Origin of the sequence: Aquimarina spinulae, assembly GCF_943373825.1 — a bacterium.
GTDB classification, from domain to species: Bacteria; Bacteroidota; Bacteroidia; order Flavobacteriales; family Flavobacteriaceae; genus Aquimarina; species Aquimarina spinulae.
Window position 1 is genome coordinate 720,288 of record NZ_CALSBP010000002.1, and the last position, 24,176, is coordinate 744,463.

General features: G+C 33.6%; 21 protein-coding genes. 4 read left to right on the forward strand and 17 right to left on the reverse strand.

The window, feature by feature from the left end; translation table 11 throughout:
• Positions 1-57: 57 nt before the first annotated feature.
• Positions 58-930: a type IV pili methyl-accepting chemotaxis transducer N-terminal domain-containing protein gene (locus NNH57_RS08755; RefSeq protein WP_074408724.1), complete on the reverse strand. Its 873-nt coding sequence runs from the start codon at positions 928-930 to the stop codon at positions 58-60.
• A gap of 850 nt (positions 931-1,780) precedes the next feature.
• On the opposite strand from NNH57_RS08755, the gene NNH57_RS08760 reads away from it, so the two are divergent.
• The gene (locus NNH57_RS08760; protein ID WP_159099207.1) at positions 1,781-5,542 is read left to right on the forward strand and encodes a M43 family zinc metalloprotease; all 3,762 of its coding nucleotides are present in this window, start codon (positions 1,781-1,783) and stop codon (positions 5,540-5,542) included.
• 136 nt (positions 5,543-5,678) lie between these two features.
• Here the strand turns inward: NNH57_RS08760 and NNH57_RS08765 are convergent, their stop codons facing one another.
• Both NNH57_RS08765 and NNH57_RS08770 read right to left on the reverse strand, forming a co-directional pair.
• Positions 5,679-6,074 carry a hypothetical protein gene (locus tag NNH57_RS08765; protein WP_074408726.1) on the reverse strand — a complete coding sequence of 132 codons (396 nt, stop codon included), beginning with the start codon at positions 6,072-6,074 and terminating at the stop codon, positions 5,679-5,681.
• Positions 6,058-6,645: an RNA polymerase sigma factor gene (locus NNH57_RS08770; RefSeq protein ID WP_074408727.1), complete on the reverse strand. Its 588-nt coding sequence runs from the start codon at positions 6,643-6,645 to the stop codon at positions 6,058-6,060. The genes NNH57_RS08765 and NNH57_RS08770 overlap by 17 nt, the downstream gene beginning before the upstream one ends.
• 151 nt (positions 6,646-6,796) lie before the next feature.
• Here NNH57_RS08770 and NNH57_RS08775 point away from each other — a divergent pair, with 151 nt between their 5' ends.
• Positions 6,797-7,144, forward strand: a complete 348-nt coding sequence (locus NNH57_RS08775) for a DUF6249 domain-containing protein (RefSeq protein WP_074408728.1) — start codon at positions 6,797-6,799, stop codon at positions 7,142-7,144.
• A 305-nt stretch (positions 7,145-7,449) separates the two neighbouring features.
• On the opposite strand, the gene NNH57_RS08780 is transcribed toward NNH57_RS08775, so the two are convergent.
• The 4 genes from NNH57_RS08780 to NNH57_RS08795 form a co-directional block, all read right to left on the reverse strand.
• The gene (locus NNH57_RS08780) at positions 7,450-8,091 is read right to left on the reverse strand and encodes a hypothetical protein (protein WP_132066043.1); all 642 of its coding nucleotides are present in this window, start codon (positions 8,089-8,091) and stop codon (positions 7,450-7,452) included.
• A 504-nt stretch (positions 8,092-8,595) separates the two neighbouring features.
• Entirely contained in the window at positions 8,596-9,945 is a 1,350-nt protein-coding gene (locus NNH57_RS08785) for a hypothetical protein (protein ID WP_074408730.1), read from the reverse strand.
• Positions 9,929-10,540, reverse strand: coding sequence for a hypothetical protein (locus NNH57_RS08790; RefSeq protein WP_108807818.1), 612 nt, complete (start codon positions 10,538-10,540; stop codon positions 9,929-9,931). The genes NNH57_RS08785 and NNH57_RS08790 overlap by 17 nt, the downstream gene beginning before the upstream one ends.
• Positions 10,524-11,015 carry an RNA polymerase sigma factor gene (locus tag NNH57_RS08795; protein ID WP_074409105.1) on the reverse strand — a complete coding sequence of 164 codons (492 nt, stop codon included), beginning with the start codon at positions 11,013-11,015 and terminating at the stop codon, positions 10,524-10,526. The genes NNH57_RS08790 and NNH57_RS08795 overlap by 17 nt, the downstream gene beginning before the upstream one ends.
• Before the next feature lie 372 nt (positions 11,016-11,387).
• Here NNH57_RS08795 and NNH57_RS08800 point away from each other — a divergent pair, with 372 nt between their 5' ends.
• Both NNH57_RS08800 and meaB read left to right on the forward strand, forming a co-directional pair.
• Positions 11,388-11,942 (forward strand): DUF2911 domain-containing protein, encoded by a 555-nt coding sequence (locus tag NNH57_RS08800; protein WP_074408732.1) that lies wholly within the window; start codon positions 11,388-11,390, stop codon positions 11,940-11,942.
• Positions 11,943-12,072: 130 nt separating this feature from the next.
• Positions 12,073-13,131, forward strand: a complete 1,059-nt coding sequence (gene meaB / locus NNH57_RS08805) for a methylmalonyl Co-A mutase-associated GTPase MeaB (protein ID WP_074408733.1) — start codon at positions 12,073-12,075, stop codon at positions 13,129-13,131.
• A gap of 14 nt (positions 13,132-13,145) precedes the next feature.
• Here meaB and NNH57_RS08810 read toward each other — a convergent pair whose 3' ends face one another.
• From NNH57_RS08810 to NNH57_RS08855, 10 genes are all read right to left on the reverse strand, one after another.
• On the reverse strand, positions 13,146-14,414 hold the full coding sequence (locus NNH57_RS08810; RefSeq protein WP_074408734.1) for an acyloxyacyl hydrolase: 1,269 nt from the start codon (positions 14,412-14,414) through the stop codon (positions 13,146-13,148).
• A 244-nt stretch (positions 14,415-14,658) separates the two neighbouring features.
• The gene (locus NNH57_RS08815; protein WP_108807817.1) at positions 14,659-15,528 is read right to left on the reverse strand and encodes a type 1 periplasmic-binding domain-containing protein; all 870 of its coding nucleotides are present in this window, start codon (positions 15,526-15,528) and stop codon (positions 14,659-14,661) included.
• Positions 15,529-15,540: 12 nt separating this feature from the next.
• Positions 15,541-16,635 (reverse strand): histidinol-phosphate transaminase, encoded by a 1,095-nt coding sequence (hisC, locus tag NNH57_RS08820; RefSeq protein WP_074408736.1) that lies wholly within the window; start codon positions 16,633-16,635, stop codon positions 15,541-15,543.
• An 85-nt stretch (positions 16,636-16,720) separates the two neighbouring features.
• Entirely contained in the window at positions 16,721-17,326 is a 606-nt protein-coding gene (locus NNH57_RS08825) for a metallophosphoesterase family protein (RefSeq protein WP_108807816.1), read from the reverse strand.
• 19 nt (positions 17,327-17,345) lie between these two features.
• Positions 17,346-18,980: a thiamine pyrophosphate-dependent enzyme gene (locus tag NNH57_RS08830; RefSeq protein ID WP_108807815.1), complete on the reverse strand. Its 1,635-nt coding sequence runs from the start codon at positions 18,978-18,980 to the stop codon at positions 17,346-17,348.
• Positions 18,981-18,983: 3 nt separating this feature from the next.
• Positions 18,984-20,489 (reverse strand): aldehyde dehydrogenase family protein, encoded by a 1,506-nt coding sequence (locus NNH57_RS08835; RefSeq protein WP_108807814.1) that lies wholly within the window; start codon positions 20,487-20,489, stop codon positions 18,984-18,986.
• Positions 20,490-20,852: a hypothetical protein gene (locus tag NNH57_RS08840; RefSeq protein WP_108807813.1), complete on the reverse strand. Its 363-nt coding sequence runs from the start codon at positions 20,850-20,852 to the stop codon at positions 20,490-20,492.
• Position 20,853: 1 nt separating this feature from the next.
• Positions 20,854-21,834, reverse strand: coding sequence for a 3,4-dihydroxyphenylacetate 2,3-dioxygenase (hpaD, locus tag NNH57_RS08845; RefSeq protein ID WP_074409106.1), 981 nt, complete (start codon positions 21,832-21,834; stop codon positions 20,854-20,856).
• A gap of 22 nt (positions 21,835-21,856) precedes the next feature.
• Positions 21,857-23,371: a 5-carboxymethyl-2-hydroxymuconate semialdehyde dehydrogenase gene (gene hpaE, locus NNH57_RS08850; protein WP_108807812.1), complete on the reverse strand. Its 1,515-nt coding sequence runs from the start codon at positions 23,369-23,371 to the stop codon at positions 21,857-21,859.
• On the reverse strand, positions 23,371-24,114 hold the full coding sequence (locus tag NNH57_RS08855) for a fumarylacetoacetate hydrolase family protein (RefSeq protein ID WP_108807811.1): 744 nt from the start codon (positions 24,112-24,114) through the stop codon (positions 23,371-23,373). Before NNH57_RS08855 ends, hpaE begins: the two co-directional genes overlap by 1 nt.
• Positions 24,115-24,176: the final 62 nt, after the last annotated feature.

The window sequence follows — 24,176 nt, forward strand, 5'->3', positions numbered from 1 at the left end:
TACAAAAGCCGGAAGAATAAACTTCCGGCTTTTGTATTTATAACTTTAGAATCTCTATCATATTTTTATTTTCTCGTACAAATATGTCATATCATTAAATAATCGAGTAAGCTCGTTACTCATTTTATAGATTTCTTTATCCGTAAATTCTTGATTATTTAATTTATTTTTATTTTTTTTGATCACGTTCCATTGAGAAAAAGTTAATCCTATTTTTTCATCAATTTCAGGAGTATTAAACTTACAAATCAAAAACTTATTAATTGCTCCGTCTAGTTCATGAAAAGCATTATTAAGCATCTGATAAGAGTTTTTATTTTTCAATTCCATTTGATTTGCATAATAATAAAATGCCAATCGTTGAGAAAGCATTCGTTGTCTTCCTGATATATTTATGATACCTTCTAACTCTAATCTATCTTCAATTAAATGAGCTTCATTTACATCATCCATAACACTTTGAAGAGAGTTTTTAGATTCTAAAATAATAGAAGATACTACTGCATTCGCAGCTTTAAGAAGATCTGTATTTGTTTCTATTACTTTCTTTGCATTCTCATAACTTGGTTGTGTTTCAATGAGTACTTTAAATTCTTTCCATAATTCATTAACCCTGGCTAGTTTTTCAATAGTTCCCTTAAACTGGGTATTTTGTAAAAGAACACGGTTTTGTTCTTCAAAAATAATCTTACTCGATAGTAAATCTCTCTTCACCTTCGCATCATTAGCATTATTAAGTAAGTATAAATATGCTTTAGACATTTTTTGAGTAAGCATACGTTGTTTACCCGAAACATTTATAGCATTGTTAAATGATAATGATCCGTATTTATCGTTTAGTTGTGCATGAAGACTTAATGAGCTGGCATATACTAATCCTATCACAAATAAAATTAGTATTGATCTGGGGGCTTTTCTTTTGCTTTTCATCTGTATTGGCTTTAAGGTTTTGTTATTTAGTTTATAATTCTCAAACAAATCATAAGACGTTAATTTATCTTAGTTTTTTTAGGGATTCTCTTATTGATTTGTAGCGCAAAAATATTTCAGACTATGTTTCGTAAATATGATTTTTATCAGTCTATAAGTGCCCCTAAATAGGTATGTCGATACTTATCTTACTGTTTACCAGTATTAATTTTGATTTTTATTATGACCTTTTATTGAAAAAAAATAAAATCCTTCGATAAGTAGTTTCAAAAACCTGTAGACATAAAGAAAATAGAGTACAGAATATTTTTTTGTTAAGTTGAAATAAGTAATTACCAGCTATAGCAATATGAATATATCTGTTCTTCTTATACTCAAAAATTACTCAAACAGTTTCTACCAATTCGAAAAAATCTCATGCCTATACAAAGAAGTAAATACAGAAAATTAAAATACAATTAATTGTATTCTAAATAGAATCTTCGTTACCTGTTAACTATGATTGATCTCTCATCAATCTGACACAGTTGCCTAACAATCAATTGATTTTTTATAGAAATCAAAAAATTAAACATTTACTAATTTACCAATAAACCATAAAAAATATGTGTTTTTACCATCAAAAATACTGGTAGGTACTAGTTTGACAATCATCCTCATAACTATACATTTAACCAAAAATTAATAATTTATTAACAAACACAAATTTTAACTAATCATGAAAACACAAACTCATTCTAAAAGAAACTATCTAAGTATAAGGTATCTCGTCTTATGCTCTTTATTGCTCTTCTGTTTACACATCAATGCTCAAAATACTGAGCCTAATATGTGTAAAATGGAGGAACAAATGCAAAAACTATATGAGGCCGATCCATATGCAAAAACAGAAATTAAAGCATTAAGACAAAGTGCTTCACGAATGAAAAATAGTCAAAACCCAAAATCATATGTAATACCTGTCGTATTTCATGTATTTGGTACCGAGTTTAACAGTGGAAGCACTGTTACCAAAGCGATTATTGAAGATGCTTTACAAAAAACCAATGAGGATTTCCAGGGGCTTAATGCAGATTATAGCACTATTGATGCTCCTTTCGATGTTATCAAACAACCTCTGGATGTGACATTTAAACTCGCGCAACTTGACCCTAACGGCAACCCTACCACAGGAGTTATATTCTATGATAAGGCTTCGGGAATGGGGAACTACAACTCTCCTGTAGTAGCCAAAGTAGCATGGGACAATTACAAATATTGTAACATATACATTACCAGAGATTTATACGATGATGGGGATTTCTACAATTCGGGGGTAGCATGGTATCCCAATACCACCATGTCTGCTGCCAATATTGCCCGAGTAGTATACAATGGAAGTTATTTGGGAAATAATACTAATGAGAATTTCAGATCAGTATTAACTCACGAATTTGGGCACTACTTTGATCTACCTCATACCTTTGATAAAGGAGTATGTAATAATGATCCTAATGATGGAGATGGTGTTGCCGATACTCCTTCGCACAAAAAAAGTTCTTCAAGAACTAAATGTAATGTTCTAAAAAATTGTCTAGATCAGGAAATCAATAGTGAGAATTTTATGGACTATACAGATTGTTACAAAATGTTTACACAAGGACAAGTTACCCGAATGGTTAATGCTTTGGATAATTCATCGACCAGGAATACATTATGGACAAACACTAATCTAACTGCCACTGGATTGGCTTCTGATTTAGGTGCCCGTATCGCTACCTCTGGAGCAATATTCGAAGAACGTTACCTTAATGATGGGATTGTAGAAAGCACTATTGATATCACTTGTGAGGACTGTACTTTTACAAAAAATTCTGGAAATATGGTCCTTAATACCGATTATACCGTAGCAAATCTACCCGCTGGTTTAACACCTAGAATTGTAGTAAACAGTAACACTTCTGCAACTATACATCTGGATAATACTGCTTCTAATCATAATCTAGCCAACTCTGTAACCAATCTTTCTTTTACTTTCTTAGATCCTATAGTAACTGGTGGGGTAACTCAATTATATAAAAAGAGTTTAGATAACTTAAAAGTAAACTTTAATGATGTATATACAGAATACTGTAATGTAAATATATCATACGCAGTCTATACCCACATTACCAATGTCGAATTTGATGGTAGAACAAATCCATCTGGATATGACGGAATCTCTAATTATACAAAAAGCCTTAAATACCCAGCTAAACAAGGAAAAACTTACCCTCTAACGATTACAACTAACAAAGGTAATGGTGGTGCTGGTGATAATTTAAGAATACAAGGATGGTTTGACTGGAATAATAACTTTATTTATGAAGATAGTGAATTAATAATTTCCCACGCATATGCCAACAGTAGTGTTGATGCTAATGGCGATTACAAATACACAACCAATATTACTATCCCTGCAGGTGCTGTTTTAGGAAATACCGCTTTTAGAATTTTGGCACACTACGCACAAAATAACGATGGCGATACAGCATGTAGTCGTATTGATAGTGGCGAATCTGAAGATTACGGATTAAATATTATAGATCAAAATGCTACTTTTTCTATGGCATTCTCGGGAACTCCTACTGCTGTTAATTTCTCACAAGGTGTAGCTTTCTCTGATCTCACAATAACCGATAATGGAGATTCTATTACCTCGTGGTTATGGACATTTGAAGGAGGACAGCCCGCTACTTCTACTGATAAAAGTCCTTCTAATATCATATTCCCCGAAGGAGGAACCTATGATGTAAGCCTAAAAGTAACAACAGCCAATGGAATAAATAAAACACTTACAAAAACAGATTACATCACTTCAGCATTAAACTATTGCGATAGTGGGCCTAAATTTGGAGGTTATTTCAATGTTAATCACGTTACCTTAAGTACACTAGATCATGCCCCTCTTAAAAGTAGAGCGGGTGATTATTATGATACTGTATTTACAACTTTAGAAACGGGAAAAACCTATCCTATTACTATTAAAACAGAACGCGGCAATGGTGGGACTAGCGATGTAAATAGAGTACGCGTTTGGGCCGATTGGAATTTTGACAGCGTATTTTCAGATAATGAACTAGTGGCTACCCAAGTTGTAAATCATGCAGATTATACAAATGATGAATACTCTTTTACCGCCAATATTACTGTACCAAATAATGCCGCAGTAGGTAAAAAAGTAGGATTAAGGGTAATTGGGCATTTTGTAAAAGGCACCGAAGGTGATACCGCATGCGGTTCATATGATAGTGGAAATACAGCTGATTACGGAATTACAATCTCTGGAGGAACATCTACTACTTGTAATGATGGTATCCAGAATGGTGACGAAACTGGAGTAGACTGTGGAGGTTCTTGTAGCCCTTGTAATACTAATGACACGTATTGTGCAGCATCAAATCAAGATGACCGAGTTCATATCACTCGAGTTGCTTTTGGCGACATAGATAATAGCTCTACACATAGTCCATATTCTGATTACACAAATTTATCAGCTAATTTTACTGTAGGAGATCAATTATCATTAACTATAAATACTGTTAATGAGCATTGGACATATAACGCATTGGGAGCTTGGGTAGATTGGAATAATGATAAGGATTTTGATGACTCTGGAGAGGAGATTCTTCACATTTACAAAGCTGGCCCTTATAGCAGTACGGTTACTGTTCCTACATCTGCAATAACAGGAACTCCCTTAAGAATGCGTGTGCGAATGGGATATGGATCAGAATCTAAAATAACGCCCTGCGGAGATGACACCTATTTTGGTGAGGTAGAAGATTATACCATAGTTATAAAAGCAGTTCCAACCTGTACAGATGGTATTCAGAACGGAAATGAAACAGGAGTAGACTGTGGTGGTTCTTGTACCCCTTGTACTACTAACAATGGAGTGGTTTATGTAGATGTGAATGATATTATTGTAAGCTCTTCAAATACCTGGAATTTCTTTAGAATAGAAGTAGGAGACGATAATGGGTATGGAGCGTGGTTTTCTAGTAATTCGGTTAGACTTGTTACTTATGATAAAGACGTAGTATGCGAAGGTACTAGTCGAAATGCGACCATGATTGGTGAAGGAATACAAGTAGGGGCTTCTAGTAATTTTGTTGCAGAATCTCATAGTTATATTGTAAGTTCTTCCTCATATACGAATTGGAATGGTAAATCAGGCTACATAGGATTTACTTTTAAAATTGGAGGGAATACACATTATGGATGGTTTTATGCTACTGTAGCAAATGATGGATTATCGTATACTATATTGGATTATGCATATAACACTAATGCAGGTCAGGGATTATTAACCAAAAGACCAGCAGCAGCAGGTCCGGAAAAAGCAGAGAATTTGGTTAAGGTATATCCTAATTCATTTACCGAAACTACAAATATTGATCTAACAAAATTAGGGAAAGAAAGGTTTACAATGAGTGTATACGATCTGTTAGGAAGACGTATATATCACAAAAACTATGATAGAAACCCTGGGGTACTTCCTTTTGGAGAAACAATAACCGAAAAAGGAAACTATTTCGTAAAAATAACATCCAAAGGAACTTCAGAAATACATACGATTGTAAAGAAATAATCTAATAAATCTAGTTGTTTTACACTAACTACCTAAAAAATGTATTCTAGAGCATCCCTTGCTTTATTTGATTCATTTTTTAGGTAGTTTTTTTGTGCTTAAAATTTTATTCTTCGAAACAAGACCTACTCAATAATTATAAAGAGAATCGTCTATCAATCCTTCGTTTTAAAATAGTTATTTGTATAAGAAACAGAAGGGCAAGAAATAAAACACCATATATAGTAGTTTTATAAAAAGTAAATCCAGAAAATGGGTTTTTGAAACTTATCTTATTAAAAAAAGAAAAATCAATAGTACCTAAAATCGATTCTTTACTCTCTGATAAAAAAGGTATGGTACACAGTAACATAGCAGTAGCAACTCCAACCATAAACCAAACTTTCTTAGAAATCAAAGGTTTGTATGTAGGTGACACCTCAATAGCCGAAAGTTCTACCTGATCCATAACATTCTTCAGAAAGTTTACTGAAGGAGTCTCTAATCCAGCTTCTTTGACTAAATTCTTAATGTCTTTATATTGCTCTTCCATTTTTACTACTAATTTCTGGAGAAATGTGATACTTCAATATCGAGTATAGTTTTTTTCTACTGCGATATAACTTTATTTTCACATTATCTGCTGTTAAATCTACAATTTCTACAATTTCTTTTACACTTTTTTCCTCAAAATAGTATAGTGTAATAATCGCAGCCTCATCTTCAGGAAGCTTCATTATACTATCTGATATAATTTTTTTTCTTTCTTTTATTTGCAAATAGTTTAATGCATCACCAACCAGTTCCATTTCTCCTTCACTTACTTCTTCTATAAGCTCAGAAGTTATCATTCTTTTACTTGCTTTGATTGCATCTAAGCTTTTTCGGTATGCAATAGTATATAACCAGGTAGAAAACTTGGCATCACCTCTATAGTTGCTTAAGGATTTATATGCCTTGATAAAAGAATCCTGAGCAACTTCTTCTGCCTGTTCTTTATTCTTAATCATACGATACACTACTGTATACACTAAACCCTGGTAACGTTCTACCAGAACCGAAAAAGCATTCACCTGCCCTTCTAGCACTTGATTAATATAATATTGATCTGATTGATGGTTCATTTTTTCATATGACGACACTATATAATTATTGGTTACATAATTTCTATTAAAAAGTACAAAATATTTTTTTTATCTTTTTTGTAACCGCTTCGAATTACTCTTCGTCTTAATTAGAAAACGAACAGTATTAATCTTTTAAACTAAAAACATGATGGGATCAGAAGTAATTATAGTACCCGCAATCTTTGGTGTATTTTTTGGAATTATTTATTTATTTATTTCAGCTAGAAATAAAGAGCGTATGGCTCTTATAGAAAAAGGAGCAGATGCTTCTATATTTTATAGTAGTAAAGAAAAAAGAGTGACTCCGATATGGAAAGTACTTATTCTAAATTTATCTTTATTATTAATGGGTATTGGAGTTGGAATTTTCATAGCCGGAATTCTACATTTATCTGTAGGTGTAGATGAAGATATTGCTTATCCTGGTACGATCTTCTTAATGGCTGGAATTGGTTTATTCACTGGTTTCACTATGACGAAAAACCTAGATAAGTAAACAAAAACATTACTTAACAAAAAAATATCCTGATGTTGATCATCAGGATATTTTTTTATTTGCGTTTTTGACTATCCAACTAGAAAATAGAGAATCTTATCCTGAATTTACAGAAGTATACAATCAAATTTAGGCATGGTATCCTATTAAAATTAGGTCATACATGAGGATTCATAAACAGATCTATAAAACGCTCTAAGAGTTTCTTAAAATCCTTCTCTAATTACCTCGGTTAAATTAAAATAGATTGTATAAAAAAAGCCTCCCAAGTCTGGAAGGCTTTTGTATAATATAAAAATTCTTTATTACATATCTGCTACAAGAACGTCGTTATCTACATATTTTTCAACAACAACAGATTCTCCTCTATTGTTCTCCAAAACATAAACTCCAACCGGTAATTGGCTAAGGTCTACAAAATTTGTCGTTTTTGATAAAATATGTACTGTATTTTTTACTTCAAATAATTTGATTTTATCTCCTTCTTCAAAATTAACTACAGTAACAAAATTTCCTTCTCTTGTTATTTCTAAAAGGTTTGTTTCAGAATTTTCATAATAATGTACAAATTCTTCTTCAACATTAACTTCTGAAGGCATATCTGCTCTTTCGCTATCATATTCTACTACAAAATTACTTTCTACATTTTCTATTGCGCCTTCAATATTAATATCTTCCTCCATACGAACAATAACAACAGATTCTCCTTGATTGTTTTCAAGTAAATAAGATCCCATTGGTAATTGACTCAAATCAATTTCTCCATGAGTTTTAGATAAAATATGATCTCCGCTTTCTACTTCGAATAATTTAATTTTATCTCCATCCTGAAAATCTACAACTACTACAACAAGACCTTCCTTCTCTACTTCCAAGATTTGGTCTAAGTCATTTGCATAACTAGTCAAGAATAAAAATAAGCTAAAAAAACACGCTATTGATTTCATCTTTATAAACTTTATAGTGGGGTTGTTATTATTTTATTACGGTTTTACCATACAATGATATTATATATTTATAGTTAAACAAATTAAAAACCAGACTTTTAGATCAAATGTTTTCGATATTCGACAAATGACACAAAAAATGTTAAATTAAGCTTTATTTAACGTTAACACATTGACAATCAGGTTTTTATTTTTTAAACATTGTTAAAAAACCAGATGAAAAGCAAAAATCAACAGATTAAAAGACTTATTCTGTAATACACTTACGTTTTTCCCCCTGATCCAATAGTAAAAAATATGGTATGTTAAGTTAATGTTGATCTAAAATGAATTCAAAAATCTAACCAATTTCTTAGTAGTATTATTTTGAAATCCACCTCTCTTTTAGGGTAAAGACCAGAATGTGTTTAAATTAATCTCTAGGATTATACTACTAAAAAAGCCCTATCAGTCTAAACCGATAGAGCTTTTCTATAATTAACACTACATTACTATGAAAAAACTTTATTTATTATTTAATACAACTTTGCTATACTTAGCATTAATTGTAATTATTTTGTCTGTACTACGAGTATTTTGGAATCCATTAACAAACACATTACCAAAATTCTTTCTTGTGTTTATTTCCAAAGTTTTAGGCAAAGAAATTATACTTTGCGCCCCACTGTACGATAAATTAAATGCTGTTTCGGGTAAATTTAATTTAAAGTCACTGTTTTGAACTGCTAGATCCAGAGTAGAAAAAGATTCTCCGAGATTAGCTATATTAATTACTCCAAAACTTCCCGAGATTGCTCCATTTTCATCAAGTTGCTGAATAAAAACATTACTAGAATCGGCATTAACAAGAAGGTTTTTAGCATTTTGTATTCTACAATTCTTTACATAATTGATCACTAACCTACCATTGTTCCATTGTCGAACAAAAACGGGAGAATAAGAAGCTTTAATAAATGTTTGTTTACCATCTATAACATTAGCAGATAGTTTAGTATGAGATAGAGAAGCTTTAATATTATTAGATTTTTCTGCTAACTGCACATCTCCATGGCGAATATTAAGTCTTAATTTAGCCTCTTTAGGGATACGTACTTTTATGATTTTACTTGTGCTATTAGTATTAACCCTACTTGTGCTATATCTATAGACTGTAACATTAGCTGTCCCGTTCTGCTGATTACCAATATCTTGTATTAATTGAGACGCCCATGCATCCATTTTTCTTCCATATTGCTCATCCCAGGTTTCTAATTTTATCTTGCTTTTAGGGTCTGCTTCAAATTGTTTAGCCCATTTTTGCTTTTGTTCATCAATAAATTTTTCGCGTATCTGGCTCTCCCACTGTTTAATATATTTTTCATCATTTTCTTTATGGGCTCCGTTATTATAATTAACATTAGCTTGATTTTGAGAAAGAGTACTTGGCATAGGGTTTTTAGCTATGTTTTCCATAAGAGGCCCTAGCATATCAGTAATCATAGGACTTAACATCCTTAATTCCTGTAAGCTTTTTCTATCCATTGTGATACTAGAAGCAGTGACATTTCTACTCCATAAATTTCCCGCTGTAGAATTAATAGTTACTTTCTGACTATCTCCTAATACATCTACTTGCCAACTATCAAGAATATGTTTACTGTTTTCATCAGAAAGGTTACCTTCTAAGTAAGCTTCTACCTCGATTGTATTTTTGTTCCAGGTTTCAAAAACAATATTAGTATGACTCGTATTAAGAACAACAGTAACATCTTCATTTACTGATAGCTTTTCATTTAATTTGTCTTGCCTGTCTTGTGCAAATAAGCCCGCACAACACAATAAGCCAAGAGTCGCTACATTAAGCCTGTACTTCATTGTAATTTTCGTTTTCAATTCTCTCTAATTCTTTTAGTTTATCTTTTAGCCTATTTAAAAGTGATAAGCGTATCGTTAAATTCTCCATCATAGCCTCTACACTTTGAACATTGGGTCCAACTTCTATTAATTCCTTATTAAGTTTTTGGTATTCTTTATCAAGATTATCTAATCTAGCCATAAAACTTTCTACCAACTCTCTATTTGTATCATCAATTGTAATCTGTGATAATTGAAATTTTATACTGGTAAGTATACTATTTTCTACTTCTTGATACTCCGGAGATATTTCTGCCAGAGGGGAAGATTGTTTTGCTAATATTACAGAAGAGTTTTTTACAGGAGTAGTATTCATATCTACTATATCAGGTCCTTCGGTACTGCTACTACCAAGTTGATTATATGTAAGTAAAGAAACTGAAAAAATAACAACAATACTAGCAGCAATATTAAGCCATTTATAATCAAACTTTCTGGTTCTTTTAGGGAGCTCATTCTCTAACCTGGACATAAACCTTTGTTGGTGTCCTTTTCTTAATTGCTCGGCAGGAATCTGTTTATCCTGCTTTAAAAGTTCTCTAATATCCTGTGCCATGTCTCAAATGTTTTAATTCTTCCTGTAGCTGCTTTTTTCCTCTATGTACCAATGTTCTCGAAGAAACTGGTGTAATGTCCAGTACTTCACTAATTTCATTATGATCATACCCTTCTATCAAAAATAGCATGACGGCATATTTATATTTTTCCGGTAATTTTTCAATTGCTTTTTTTACCTCATCTACAGTAACAGAATCAGACACCGACCAATCATTCTGTTCTTCAACACTAGTCATAACCTGCTCATTAATCGCAACCATATTCATTTTCTTAGCTTTTAGCATATCTATGCTTTTATTTATAACAATTCGTTTAAGCCAAGCTCCAAAAGTAACATCTCCAGTAAATTGATGAAGTCGCGTAAAAGCCTTGATGAAAGATTCCTGCATAGCTTCCTCCGCCTCAAATGGATCTTTAAGGAAACGCAACGCTACATAATACATACCATCACAGTATTTATTATAGAGTCTCATTTGTGCTCTACGATCGTTATTCCTACATTGTTCTATTAGCTCGCTTTGTAACAAACTTTCTTAACTTTATGGTTAGTGATTATTATTTAAAACTGTTTTAAATCGTACTCATCTATATAGACGAAAACATATATTCTATGTTGCAAAATTATGCATAAAAATCATAGCACGCCAACAATATACTGTATATCAAATAATTAAAAAACACAATATATATTTATGATCTCTATACCTGTCATGGTATTTGTAGTATAAATGATGTAAATATTCCCCTTCTATTTAGGTACTTGCTAAAGCTTTCTTACTTTTTATGAATATTTAAACATAGACATAAGTAGTAAAAGAAGTATATTTAGGATTAAAAAAATCGTTATGCCAAAACTTTTAAAACGAGCAATATTTATTTTATTAGGATTAATATTGATTGGATTTGCAGGAATGTACTTCATGAAGCAAAGTACCAAAAAACATAGCCCCGAAGAAATCGTTACTCACACGGCAAAGGATGCTACTTTCACTGTTTTTTATAACAGGCCATACAAAAAGGGTAGAGAAATTTTTGGTAACCTGGTTCCGTTTAATGAAGTATGGAGAACCGGCGCCAATGAGGCCACTACATTTACAACAGACAAAGATCTTCTCGTTGATGGTACCGTACTTAAAGCAGGGACCTATACACTATGGACCATCCCAAACCCCAAATCCTGGAAAGTAATTTTTAATAGTAAAGAATATGATTGGGGAGTACATATGGATGGCACTGCAAAACGAGACGCCACATACGATGTACTCACTGTAGAAGTCCCCGTACAACCTTTATTAAATATAGTAGAACAATTTTCTATTTATTTTGAAAATGCAAATGATTTTACCATATTATACCTTGCGTGGGATAGAACTGCAATTGCGGTTCCTATAAAAATATAAATATATTCTTTTTGATAAGCCTGTACTAATTTAAGGTGTATAATGCTGCATATACTCAAAATAGTAGAAGGCCTATATATTAATTACAAGTTTCCAAAAGGAATTTATAACTTTGCCATAAAGTCATTCTGTGTCTAAAGATTCTACCAAACATACTAATACCCCTTCTAGCACGAGTAGTCAAGCAATTGATCGATTTAAAAAATTACAGCAAAAAGAAGTTGTGATTGACACTATTTTTAAAGCAATCATTGCTCAAGACACCGCCGCTTTAAGTAAAGGAATTACATTAATCGAAAGTACCCAGCAAAACCATATTGAAAAAGCGCAGGACCTTATCGAAATGTGCCTTCCTTATGCCAACAACTCTGTAAGAATAGGTATAACAGGAGTCCCTGGAGTAGGCAAAAGCACCTTTATTGAAGCTTTGGGTAATTTGTTATTACAAAAAGGGAAAAAAGTTGCAGTTTTAGCAGTAGACCCTAGTAGTACAATTTCACATGGCAGTATACTAGGTGATAAGACCAGAATGGAATCTTTAGTAAGATCCTCTATGGCTTTCATACGTCCTTCTCCATCTGGAAACTCACTGGGAGGAGTAGCTCAAAAAACACGAGAGTCTATTATCCTTTGTGAAGCTGCAGGGTATGATGTTATTATTATTGAAACTGTAGGTGTAGGACAAAGTGAAACTGCTGTGCATAGTATGGTAGATTTCTTTTTATTACTAAAGTTAGCAGGTGCAGGAGACGAATTACAAGGTATCAAACGAGGGATTATAGAAATGGCAGATGCTCTTGTAATTAATAAGGCCGATGGTGATAACTTAATACGTGCCCGTAAAGCCAAAAATCAATTTAGAAAAGCACTTCACTTATATCCTCTTACACAAAACAGCTGGTCTCCAGAAGTACTAACCTGTAGTGCTATAGAAGGTACTGGTATTGATGATATTTGGAAAATGATCCTAAAATATCTGAAAATCACTTCTGAAAATGGATTTTTTGAAAAAAACAGAATCCAACAAAATAAATTCTGGCTATTACAAACTATTGAAGAACAATTAAAAAACTCTTTTTACAACAACCCAAAAGTTAAAGCTGCTTTAGATTCAAAAATTGAAGCTGTACAACAACACAAAATTACGCCCTTTGCTGCCGCTAGATATTTGTTAGGATTAAATAAATAGTCCAAAAAAATGTATTAGTTTGAATACTCTTTTTTTCTTTCTTTAAAATTAAAACGGTACACATATCCCAAACTAAGTTCAGAAAAGTCGGCCTGTCCTAAATTTGCATTAATATTTGCTCCAAAAAAAATATTGTTTTTGGGTGAGTCATGTGTATTAAACAAATAGTATTTCACTCCTAATCTACTTGAAATCGTTCGTTTTATTTCATAATACCAATCTAACTCTCCCAAAATATATTGATCCCCACGTCTTTCTCCCTGACTCAGCTGCCATTCAATTTTATAAAATGGTTTATATATATTAACTCCAAGTTCAAATTCTACACCAATATGTCCTATAAAAACTTCTGTACTAGAAAAAAAACCATAATTGCTTGCATATGCAACAGGTTTTTCTTTAAAAAAAGGAACTTGCTCCTGTATTAGCATTTCATCATTTTTGATATAATCATAATAGTGCTCATAAAACCTACCATAAAAACCGATTCCAATCTTAAAAATCTTGTTAACTACTTTACCCATGGATAATGCAACAGAATACACTTCTTTTTTATCATTAAATTCTTCCGATAGTACATTTTGACCTATGCCACTGCGAAATGAAAAATAGTTCTGTGAGGATTTGACTCGTTCTTTTCTTAACACTGTTACATCTTCCTCAAGAATAGTTTGAGGTTCTCCAAAAGATGAAGAAGCACTTACCAAAAAAGAGTTAAGTCCCTGATTAGGTAATCTTGTATGTCCGTTAGAATAATGGCCATATCCAAGTCCTAAACGCCATTGAGTTGATTTACCTATTAAAACATCGTAATACAAAAAAGTTTTGTACGACCAATTCAGGCTTGTTGTTACCGCTTTATTAAAAGGGTTTATTTCTGGGTCATACTTTGTATCAATATAGGATGCACCAAACCCCATATTGAGATGCCATCTATTTGTTTTTTTTTGAAACAATCCAATTTCAACAAAAGGCATTGCAATATAGGCTCTACCTACTTTTTCAATATTTCCGAAATCGGTAATCCCTAATGCTAGTCCGGTTTTTGGATATCCCAGTCTAGAGCTCCATTGCGCATCTACCTTTTTGTTGTAACTTCCTATACTAACAAAAATAGATTTAAGCATTTTAGTTTTAGGAAAACCAGTATTAGGTTCTGTCGTTTTTCCTAGTATTACTTCTGGCGAAATAAAAAATGAATTTTTATTTTCATTATCCAATGTCTGCCCCTTTAATTGTGTCCCAATAAGAAATAGGAGTAGATAATATTCTGTTTTCCTCATTTACATCTTTTTTCAAGTATTTGGATTGATTTTCCCCTTCATCCACATGATGCAAAATAGGGTTTTTAAAATAAAAGAACATAACCTATATACGTTTGTAGTTATTCAAAACCACCATATACTCACTATATTTAATGCTAAACAGAGCTTTATAATCGGTTTTTTTCTTTTACTAAACCCCATATAAGAATCCAAATAAATCCCCATGGTTACTTAAAGAAGATAAGAATTCCTATACTTAAGTCTATTTCAATACATACCAATTATTTACTGCTATTTCTAATTGTTCATCTGTTGGATATTTTTCCCGTACAAGTGATATAAAATAAGAGACTTCTTCTGTTGAGGGTGCCAGTTTAGAGAATTTTTGCCGAACATCATATACCGAATTAACCTCGAAAGCTTCATCCACAAATAATGTTTTTACGTGCCTTGCCCGAAGTACCTTTTTATAAAGCGATTCATAAAAAGATGTATCATACTCAAGATTTTCATTTAATTGTTTCTTCATTCCCAACTTTTTACCTACCTCGCATATTTCGCGATATAATGCCATAAGGACATGTGGTTGTGCATCTGCTTTCTCCATTTCATGATTAGGGTTCTTTGCAGTATTTACTCGTTTACTTATTATTAGTTTTCTAAGTTCGTCTGAAGGCACAGGTAGTATAAACTGAGTACTATCACTCGATAATATAGGTTCTAATTCATCTTCTGTTTTTTTTCCTAATTCTATTAACCTGTTTCCTACCAAAGGAGCTTCAAGAATTAACACTTCATTATCGTTTTTGTGTAATTGACACCAATCATAAACCGCTTTTCTAGACCATAGTCCACATGATTTTCTGATACCTGCATGAGTAACTCCATCGATTTCAGGATAAATCTTCAGTACCTGCTCGGTTTCAAAACCCTGGCGTGCACCATCCCATTGCAGTATAGAGATCTTTCTATTTTTTTGTAATGCTATATAGGCAAATTGTTGTACATATAGACTTTTTCCTACTCCGGGTAATCCTGTGAAACATACAATTTTAGCCTCCGAAGCGACTGTATCCAGTATTGAATATATTTCTCCTTCTTTGGGTAAAACAATGTATGATGAGTAGTCCATATTGCAATTCGTTTAAATTGATAGTAATGTCTTTAATACTTCAAAAAACATGGTATTTACAATGGGTGTTGCTACTGTTACTCTAATATGGTCTTTCACTCCAAATTTACTACATGGTCTTACCATGATACCTGCTTTCAGAAATGCGCTTGTTATTTTTTCTTCAGCAATTGGGGATTTAAACAAAATAAAATTAGCTTCGCTTTTCCAATATGTAAGACCCAGCTTCTCAAATTGTGCGTACATCCATTTTTTTTGTTCGCTAATTAATTTTTGAGTGTTTTCTATATGTTCATCATCTGTTAAGGCTCCGACCGCAGCTGCAGTACTTAGTACATTAATCATAAAAGGTCTCCCGATTTTTTGTAGATATGAAGTAATCTTAGGAGTCGAAAATGCATAACCAATACGCATACCAGCTAATCCGTATGCTTTTGAAAAACTATGAATAGCAATTACATTTTTATTTTTCTTAATATAATATGCAGCATTACAAAAATCCGGATCTTCTACAAAATGAAAATATACTTCGTCATAAACTACAATAACGGTATCCGGGATATTATCCAATAAATAATCAACATCTTTTTTAGGAACTATAGTCCCTGTAGGGTTATTAGGTGTAGTTAAAAAAATTAATCGTGTATTTTCATTAATCGCATCAATAATCCCATCTACATTTAAACTAAAATCAGGTGTTTTTAAAGGAACATCAACTACTGTAGCATTTTCTATAGCTGCAAAATTACCATAAGCCTTAAATGTTGGAGACGAAACGATTACTTCACTATCAGAATCTAAAAACCCTCTACAAATAATATCAATAATCTCTACACCACTATTTGCTGTTATGTACTGATCTGCTTCAATACCATTATCATAGTGATCAGCTAAGGCTTTTTTCAACACAGAATCATCTCTATGGTGATATTCAGACAATTCATTTAGTGATTCTTGTATTGCTTTTAACGCTTTTGGAGAAGGGCCTAAAAAATTCTCATTAGAAGAAAGCTTATATATTTTTTGGTCTTCATTTTTGTTTTTACTTTCAGCTTTTGTTGCGCCTACTTTATAAGGTATAGTGTCTAATATATGTTTTTTATACATCGTTTGATTATTTTGGTATAGGCTCTAGAAAAGTAAAAATTAGTTTTTGAAACATAATACATTAAAGTGTTATTATTATAGCACTTTATGTCATCTTTCCCATATTAAAAGCTTTTTCAGAGCGAAGTTTCAATACTTCTTTATTTTTCTTAAAAAAATCAGTTACTAATCCTGTTTTTAATGTTTTACTATTCTCAAGTTCTAAAATGTGTACGTCATTAGCATCTGTATCATAAATGGCTAAAGAGGCTATTCCTGTTTTATGAGCAGAAATCTCTCCGGGATTTACAACCCATGTCTCATTTTCTTTTTGAAGTGACGATATATGAGTATGCCCAAAAAAAACTGCATCATACAATTGGGAAGCAGCCATAGGAATAGCAAGGTCGTCGTAATGAGAAATAAAAATTTTGCGATTATTTATTTCTAAAAAATCATATGTGTTTAGGCTCACACTAAGGTTACCTCCTTGATTATGCGCTACTTTAGTAATCTCTACTTTTTCGCCATCATTATTTCCCCAAATCATGAACACAGGAATCGTAGAGCACGATAATACCTTTGCAATGCCAGCATTTATTAAATCTCCTAGGCAAAGTATTTGTTTGCAATTCTGCCTTTCGATTTCCTCTAATGCAAGAATAAGATTATGGAAATTTTCATGAATATCTGATATAATAGCTATTTTCATCTGTATACATCTTTATAGGTTATTTTACACCTCTCAGCTTAGACATCGATTTAAATTGATCTGTAGAAGGCATATCAATACCTACTTCTATTTCTATTAGCGTTGGTAATTCTTGTTTTTTTGCTTTTTGTATTGCTTGTCTAAAACGATCAAAGTCTGATACCTTTTCTGCATGAGCACCGTATGATTTTGCCATTGCAATAAAGTCTGGGTTTGTCAAATTACTGGCTATCACTTTATTTCCATAATTATTGATCTGCATATTCTGCACATTACCATAGGCACTATTATTAAACAGGCAAATAATTACACCTATCCTGTGCTGTACAGCTGTGGCTAACTCTTGTACAGCAAACATAAACCCTCCATCACCGCAAACCGTAACTACAGGCAATTCTGGTCTTGCCACTTTTGCTCCAAGTGCTGTAGGAAACCCCCATCCCAAAGTCCCCATATATCCAGTAGATAAATAAGTTCTGGGAGCATAAGCTTCCCATAACATTCTGCTGGCAAACCCAACCTGTGTTAACTCATCTACAAAAATCCCGTCGTCGGGTAATTCTTCTCTAATAATTCTTAAATACGTTGCCTGGGGCTCTAAATATGCTGTTTTTTCTTTCCAGCTAGCCTTTAATGCCAACATTTCTTTTTCTCTACTCACTCTTTGAGAAATCTTGTTTTTAAGCGCCTCTAAAATTTCTTTTGATGCTTGCGCGGCATTAGCTGTTAATGTTATATCGGGTGTTGTAATTTTATCATGATCATTGGCATCTATATTAATGCTAATAAATGCCAGATGTTCATCGGTACCCCATTTTAATATAGGCATGCGCACATGACTTCCTATCCCGACAACTACATCTGCTTCTTTCCATAATTCATACGCAGCCGGAACCGGATGACTTAGGTAATTTCTAGAAGAGACAATACCTTTTCCGGTTCGATATGCAAATACCGGTATTTGCATATAATTAGCCAGTGCTGTTATTTCTTTACTAGCATCCATAGCTCCACTTCCTACAAAAATTAATGGATTTTCTGCATGTATTAAAGCCTCTACTATCTTGTTAATTATAGATATATCTATTTCCTTTTCTTGATTTGCTTTCGCGAAAGCCGGAAACGCTATTTCATCAGAACTCATTAATAAATCCATAGAAATTTCTAGTCCCACAGGTTGTGGTCTTCCTGTTTCTATTTCCTGAAAGGATTTCTGTATTTTATCTGGTATTTCTTTAATATCATTCACCTTATCCGAGTATTTGGTAAGGCGTTTCATTATCCCTAATTGATCATTAGATTCATGCAATACTCCCCAGCCTTTTCCCTGGGTTTTTAAAGGAGTTTGACCAACTAATGCCAGTACCTTTGCATTTAATCCATAGGCTGTTAATAAAGCTGCTGAGCTATTAAGGAATCCTGGTCCAGGAACCACATTATAGACTGCTGTTTTACCAGATGCCAGGTGATATCCTAATGCCATATATCCTACTCCCTGCTCATGACGTGTATGTAGTACCGTTATTTCGTCCTGATAGTCATAAAATGCATTGTACAGCCAATCGTTTTGTACTCCTGGTAAACCAAAAACAATTTTAATACCTTGTTTTATTAATGATCGCACTACGACCTGTCCCCCCGTTAATTTTGCCATAGTTTAGTATACTATATTTACTGCTTTTGTTTTTGTAAAAGCATATAATCCCTCTTTTCCCAATTCTTTTCCCATCCCCGATTGTTTAAATCCACCTAAAGGGAAATGAGGATCTGACCGGGCATTAGAATTTACCCATACCCAACCGGCTTCCAGTTCATCTACCATTCTCATAGCCTTAGAGACATCTTTAGTAAAAACAGTAGAAGAGAGACCATAACTAGTCTGGTTAGCTAATTCAATAGCCTCATCAACAGTCTTAAAAGGTACACCAACTAGTACAGGGCCAAAAATCTCTTCTTGTACTACTCTCAGGTTATTATCTGTAGCAGAAAAAATAGCAGGCTCTAAAAAATACCCTTTATCTTTTATCTTTTTTCCACCAGAAATCAAAGTAGCTCCTTCTTCGCTACCTAATTTAATATAATTGGTAACAGTATCTAAATGTGATTTACACACCAAAGGCCCTAAAGCCACATTATCCTCAAATCCATGTCCAATTTTCATTTTTTGAGCACTGTGCATAATATCAGTCATGACTTTATCATAAACTTTTTCCTGTATATATACTCTAGAACCTGAAACACAAATTTGTCCCATGTTTCTAAAAATACCTTGCGATACGCATTGGGATGCCCAATCTAAATCTGCATCTTCAAAAACAACTGCAGGGGATTTCCCTCCCAGTTCTAATGATATTCCTGTAATAGAATCTATTGCAGCTTTTCCTATCGCTTTTCCAGTAGTAGTAGATCCTGTAAAAGTTACTTTATCGATATCAGGATGTGATACTAATGCATTTCCTGTAGTGCTTCCATTACCCAATATAATATTGACTACACCTGCCGGAAAACCAGCTTCTGCTATGAGCTCTGCTAACACCAAAGCATTTAGTGGTGTTTCTCCCGATGGTTTTAGTACTACTGTGCAACCGGCTGCCAGAGCCGGTGCCAATTTCCAGGCCGCAATAGAGAACGGAGTATTCCAGGGAATAACTGCCCCTACTACTCCTATAGGCTCTCTACGTGTAAATGCGAAATTTTGTTTATTACGGGGTTGTGGAATAGAAATATTAAAGGTTTCTCCTTCGATTTTACTACACCATCCGGCATAGTATCGAAACGTTTTGGCCGCTCCTAATACTTCAGATTTTCTGGCTTCTGTAAAGGGCTTCCCATTTTCTAGGGTAATCACTTCGGCAATATGATCTGCATTTTCTTCAATTAAATCTCCCAATTTATAAAGTAGCCGTTCTCGGTCTGCAGGAAGCATTTTTCGCCATTCATAAGTATACAAGGCTTTCTTAGCTGCTCCCACCGCTTTGTTTACATCTTCTGATGAAGAAATAGGAATAGTAGCAATCACCTCTTCATTAGCAGGATTAATTACCTGGCTAACCTCATCGCAATCTGCTAAAACCCACTCATTATTTATAAAATTCTTCTTAGACAGGTCACTAAAAAAAGATGTAGTCTTTGGATCTAACGAAAGTTCTTGTATTGATTTCATTTATCGTATAGCATTTTTGGTTAAGTCTAGTCCCATTATCAATTCTTTTATTTCTGTAGAAAGGATAATCTGTTTTGCATTCATCTCTTTTTGAAAATATTCTTGCAATACTTTCATTCCGATTTCTGATAATTCTTTTCGAATTTCGAGAGAACGACCTTCGCGTAAACGAATCAATAGATTTATCATTTTATAATCTGGATTACCATCAATAATAAAATAATCACTAGATTTTACTACTCTACACTTTACTCCTAGTCGAGGAATATGTCCCGTAGCTACGAGTTCATCGGTTAGAGTTTGAAAAACAGCTCTAAAATCTGCTTCTATATTACCTGAGCATTCTAATGTTATATGTGGCATACTAATCTGCTATTATTGGACGCGCTTCCATGGTTGCTTTTTTTACTTTGGTATTTATAAATGTACTTCCGTTTTCAAACCAACTTCTTGGTGCGGGTGCTCCCCATAGAGTTTGTCTTTGTGGATCACTTAAATCCCAACCCAACGGTTCTAAATCGGGATCAACGGTTAAATAATCACAGGTATAAATTTCTATTCTATGACCATCTGGATCCAAAATATATAAGAAAAAAGCATTGGATACTCCATGTCTTCCAGGTCCTCGTTCGATATTATCTACATACCCCGTAGTAGACATTACATCAAGTAGGTGGATAATATTAAGTGCAGTAGGTACCCAAATAGCTGAATGATGTAATCTAGGTCCATCACCATTGGTTAGTGCCATATCATGAACATTTCCTTTTCGATGCATCCAGGCAGCCCACATTTCTCCTTTTTCTGTAGTAGAATATTCGGTAAGCCTAAACCCCAATTGACTTACAAAAAACTCATATGTTTCTTGCGCATTGGGTGTAAAAACATTAAAATGGTCAAACCGCTGTGGATGCATTCCCCGATAAGCTTTATATTCTCTAAGTTTTTGAGGTACTTTTTTCATACGCGCATAAAACTCTAATATAAATCCTTGTGGCGATACGACTCGTAGTGTTCGGTCCTCGGCATATTTTGAAACCCACTCAGTATCAACATCAATGTTGTCTAAATGTGTTTTTAACGCATCTAAATCTTTTTCAAAAGCGACTTTAAACCCTACTGCCAGTACAGAGGGTTCTTTTGCTTTTTTTAAAATATAAGAGTGATGCTGTTGTTCTTCTAAACCACGCAAGTAAATGGTATCTTTGGTTCTTTCGGTCTCAATTAAACCTAATATATCTACATAAAACCTATGTGATTCTTCTAAATCGGTTACAGCATATTCTACATGGCTACAACGAATAATATTAAAAGGTAAATCGAAGTTATGAGGTACTAGTGCCATACTTATTTTTTTATCATTACTATTATTCAATCCCTAATTTAGGGATATCATGATCTCCTAGTGCTATAGAAATATTTTTGGTTTCCATATAAAAGTCAAAACTATACTCTCCGCCATCTCTTCCTATACCACTGTATTTAACTCCTCCAAAAGGTGTAGGCAGGTGTCTTACATTTTGCGAATTTATCCAAACCATTCCTGCTTCTACTTGATGTGCTATTCGATGTGCACGACCTACATCTTTTGTCCAGATATATGCTGTTAATCCATATTTTACGGCATTAGCTATTTTAATAGCCTCATCTTCAGTTTCAAATGGAATTACAGTTAAGAATGGTCCAAAGACCTCTTCCTGCGCAATACGCATATCTTTTGATGCATCAATAAAAAGTGTTGGATTTATATAACATCCTTTTTCTAACCCATCTGGTTTACCCCCACCTACTGCCAGAGTTGCACCTTCTTTTTTTCCTATTTCTCCATAATTCAATACTTTTTCCTGATGTGTAGGATGAATCATAGGACCAATTTCTGTTACCGGGTCTAATGGATGCCCTACTTTTATAGCAGCGACTCTTTTTTTTAGTTTTTCAACGAAATCAGAATAGATATCTTTTTGTAATAGTAATCTACTGCTTGATGTACATCGTTCTCCATTAAGACTGTATTTCATAAAAATTGCAGCATCTAAAGCACGCTCTACATCAGCATCATTAAAAACAATAATAGGATTTTGCCCTCCTAATTCTAAATGCACTCTTTTTAGTGTTGGTGCTCCTTGTTTCATAATATGGCTACCGGTTGTAGTCTCCCCAATAAACGCCACTGCCTTTATATATTTGTGTTCTGTTAATGATTTCCCTGCTGTTTCTCCAAAACCATGCACAACATTCCATACTCCTTTTGGCAATCCTGCCTCATGTGCTAATTCTGCAAGTCTGTTTGCTGTTACAGGGCTAAATTCTGCAGGTTTATGAACGACAGTGCAACCTGCTGCCAGAGCTGGGGCGATTTTCCATGTACTTAGCATAAACGGAGTATTCCAGGGAGTAATGATACCAACCGGACCTATGGGTTGACGAATGGTATAATTTGCATGATGGGTATCTGGTGTAGATAACCCGTTTTGTGCATCAATGGCTTTATCTGCAAAATACTTAAAGTTTGCAGCACCTCTAATCGCTGCTTTTTTCATAAAGCGAATAGGTTGTCCTGTATCATAACTTTCTAGCACTGCAATTTCGTCTGCATGTTCTTCTATTTTTTCTGCTATGGCATATAAAATATCTCGTCTGTTTTTATGAGACATTGCTTTCCATTCTGCAAAAGCATCCATTGCTGCCTGCGCTGCATTATCGATATCTTCTTTATCACTTTCGGCCACATGGGTTATAAAGTTTCCATCTATAGGTGTCGTATTCTCAAATGTTTTTCCTGAAATTGCTTCAATAGTGTTTCCATTGATAAGATTCTTGATACCTCTTTCTTTTAATTGAGGTAAAAACCGTTGTAATACTTCTAAATTCTTGTCTAACATTATTCTGCTATTAAGTAATTTTCTAATTTTCCGATACCTGCTACTTCACATACTACCGTATCTCCCGGATAAATATGTGATACTCCTTCTGGAGTTCCTGACCATATCATATCACCGGGATTAAGTGTCATAAAACCTGACATATATTCTATTAATTCTGCAATACTATGTCTAATATTTTTGGTATTCCCTTCTTGTCTTAATTCTCCATTTACCCAGGTTTTAAGGGAAACATTATTAGGGTCTATATCTTTGGCATCAACCATCCAAGGTCCACAAGGCCCCCAAGTATCAAATCCTTTTGCTTTAAGTGGTGGTCTGTAATAATTAACTACAAAATCACGAACCGTGATTTCATTACCTACCATATAATACCCAACATAATCTAATGCATCGGTAGCTTTAACTTTTCTACAGGAACGACCAATTACAGCCACAAGTTCACATTCGTAATGCATATAATCTATCCCCGCCGGAACAATAATATTGGATTTATGCCCAATCATAGTGTGGGGCATTTTATGAAACAATATGGGATATTCTGGAATCTCTAATTTTAATTCCTTGGCATGATCTGCATAAGCTAAAGCTACACCTATCGCTTTACCAACTCCCTGTGGATCCACAGGTGAAAGAAACATAACATCATCGGGATTAAACTCTTGTGTACCTTTTAGTATCGTATTGTTTTCATAAACCCCTTGATGGATTCCTCCATTATATGCAAATCTTACGTGTTTCATACATGTATATTTATTGTTTTTATTGCCAAATCAAATTCTCACCATCACAATCGTTGTACTTT

Bases quoted from the DNA above. Each gene is read 5' to 3' on its own strand.
- NNH57_RS08790 (WP_108807818.1), bottom strand. From the start codon at position 10,540: ATGGCACAGGATATTAGAGAACTTTTAAAGCAGGATAAACAGATTCCT.
- NNH57_RS08825 (WP_108807816.1), bottom strand. From the start codon at position 17,326: ATGAAAATAGCTATTATATCAGATATTCATGAAAATTTCCATAATCTT.
- NNH57_RS08770 (WP_074408727.1), bottom strand. From the start codon at position 6,645: ATGAACCATCAATCAGATCAATATTATATTAATCAAGTGCTAGAAGGG.
- NNH57_RS08810 (WP_074408734.1), bottom strand. From the start codon at position 14,414: ATGAGGAAAACAGAATATTATCTACTCCTATTTCTTATTGGGACACAA.
- hisC (WP_074408736.1), bottom strand. From the start codon at position 16,635: ATGTATAAAAAACATATATTAGACACTATACCTTATAAAGTAGGCGCA.
- NNH57_RS08835 (WP_108807814.1), bottom strand. From the start codon at position 20,489: ATGAAATCAATACAAGAACTTTCGTTAGATCCAAAGACTACATCTTTT.
- NNH57_RS08855 (WP_108807811.1), bottom strand. From the start codon at position 24,114: ATGAAACACGTAAGATTTGCATATAATGGAGGAATCCATCAAGGGGTT.
- NNH57_RS08795 (WP_074409105.1), bottom strand. From the start codon at position 11,015: ATGAGACTCTATAATAAATACTGTGATGGTATGTATTATGTAGCGTTG.
- NNH57_RS08785 (WP_074408730.1), bottom strand. From the start codon at position 9,945: ATGAAGTACAGGCTTAATGTAGCGACTCTTGGCTTATTGTGTTGTGCG.
- hpaE (WP_108807812.1), bottom strand. From the start codon at position 23,371: ATGTTAGACAAGAATTTAGAAGTATTACAACGGTTTTTACCTCAATTA.
- NNH57_RS08840 (WP_108807813.1), bottom strand. From the start codon at position 20,852: ATGCCACATATAACATTAGAATGCTCAGGTAATATAGAAGCAGATTTT.
- hpaD (WP_074409106.1), bottom strand. From the start codon at position 21,834: ATGGCACTAGTACCTCATAACTTCGATTTACCTTTTAATATTATTCGT.
- NNH57_RS08755 (WP_074408724.1), bottom strand. From the start codon at position 930: ATGAAAAGCAAAAGAAAAGCCCCCAGATCAATACTAATTTTATTTGTG.
- NNH57_RS08800 (WP_074408732.1), top strand. From the start codon at position 11,388: ATGCCAAAACTTTTAAAACGAGCAATATTTATTTTATTAGGATTAATA.
- NNH57_RS08775 (WP_074408728.1), top strand. From the start codon at position 6,797: ATGGGATCAGAAGTAATTATAGTACCCGCAATCTTTGGTGTATTTTTT.
- NNH57_RS08780 (WP_132066043.1), bottom strand. From the start codon at position 8,091: ATGAAATCAATAGCGTGTTTTTTTAGCTTATTTTTATTCTTGACTAGT.
- NNH57_RS08760 (WP_159099207.1), top strand. From the start codon at position 1,781: ATGCAAAAACTATATGAGGCCGATCCATATGCAAAAACAGAAATTAAA.
- NNH57_RS08815 (WP_108807817.1), bottom strand. From the start codon at position 15,528: ATGGACTACTCATCATACATTGTTTTACCCAAAGAAGGAGAAATATAT.
- NNH57_RS08765 (WP_074408726.1), bottom strand. From the start codon at position 6,074: ATGGAAGAGCAATATAAAGACATTAAGAATTTAGTCAAAGAAGCTGGA.
- NNH57_RS08830 (WP_108807815.1), bottom strand. From the start codon at position 18,980: ATGGCAAAATTAACGGGGGGACAGGTCGTAGTGCGATCATTAATAAAA.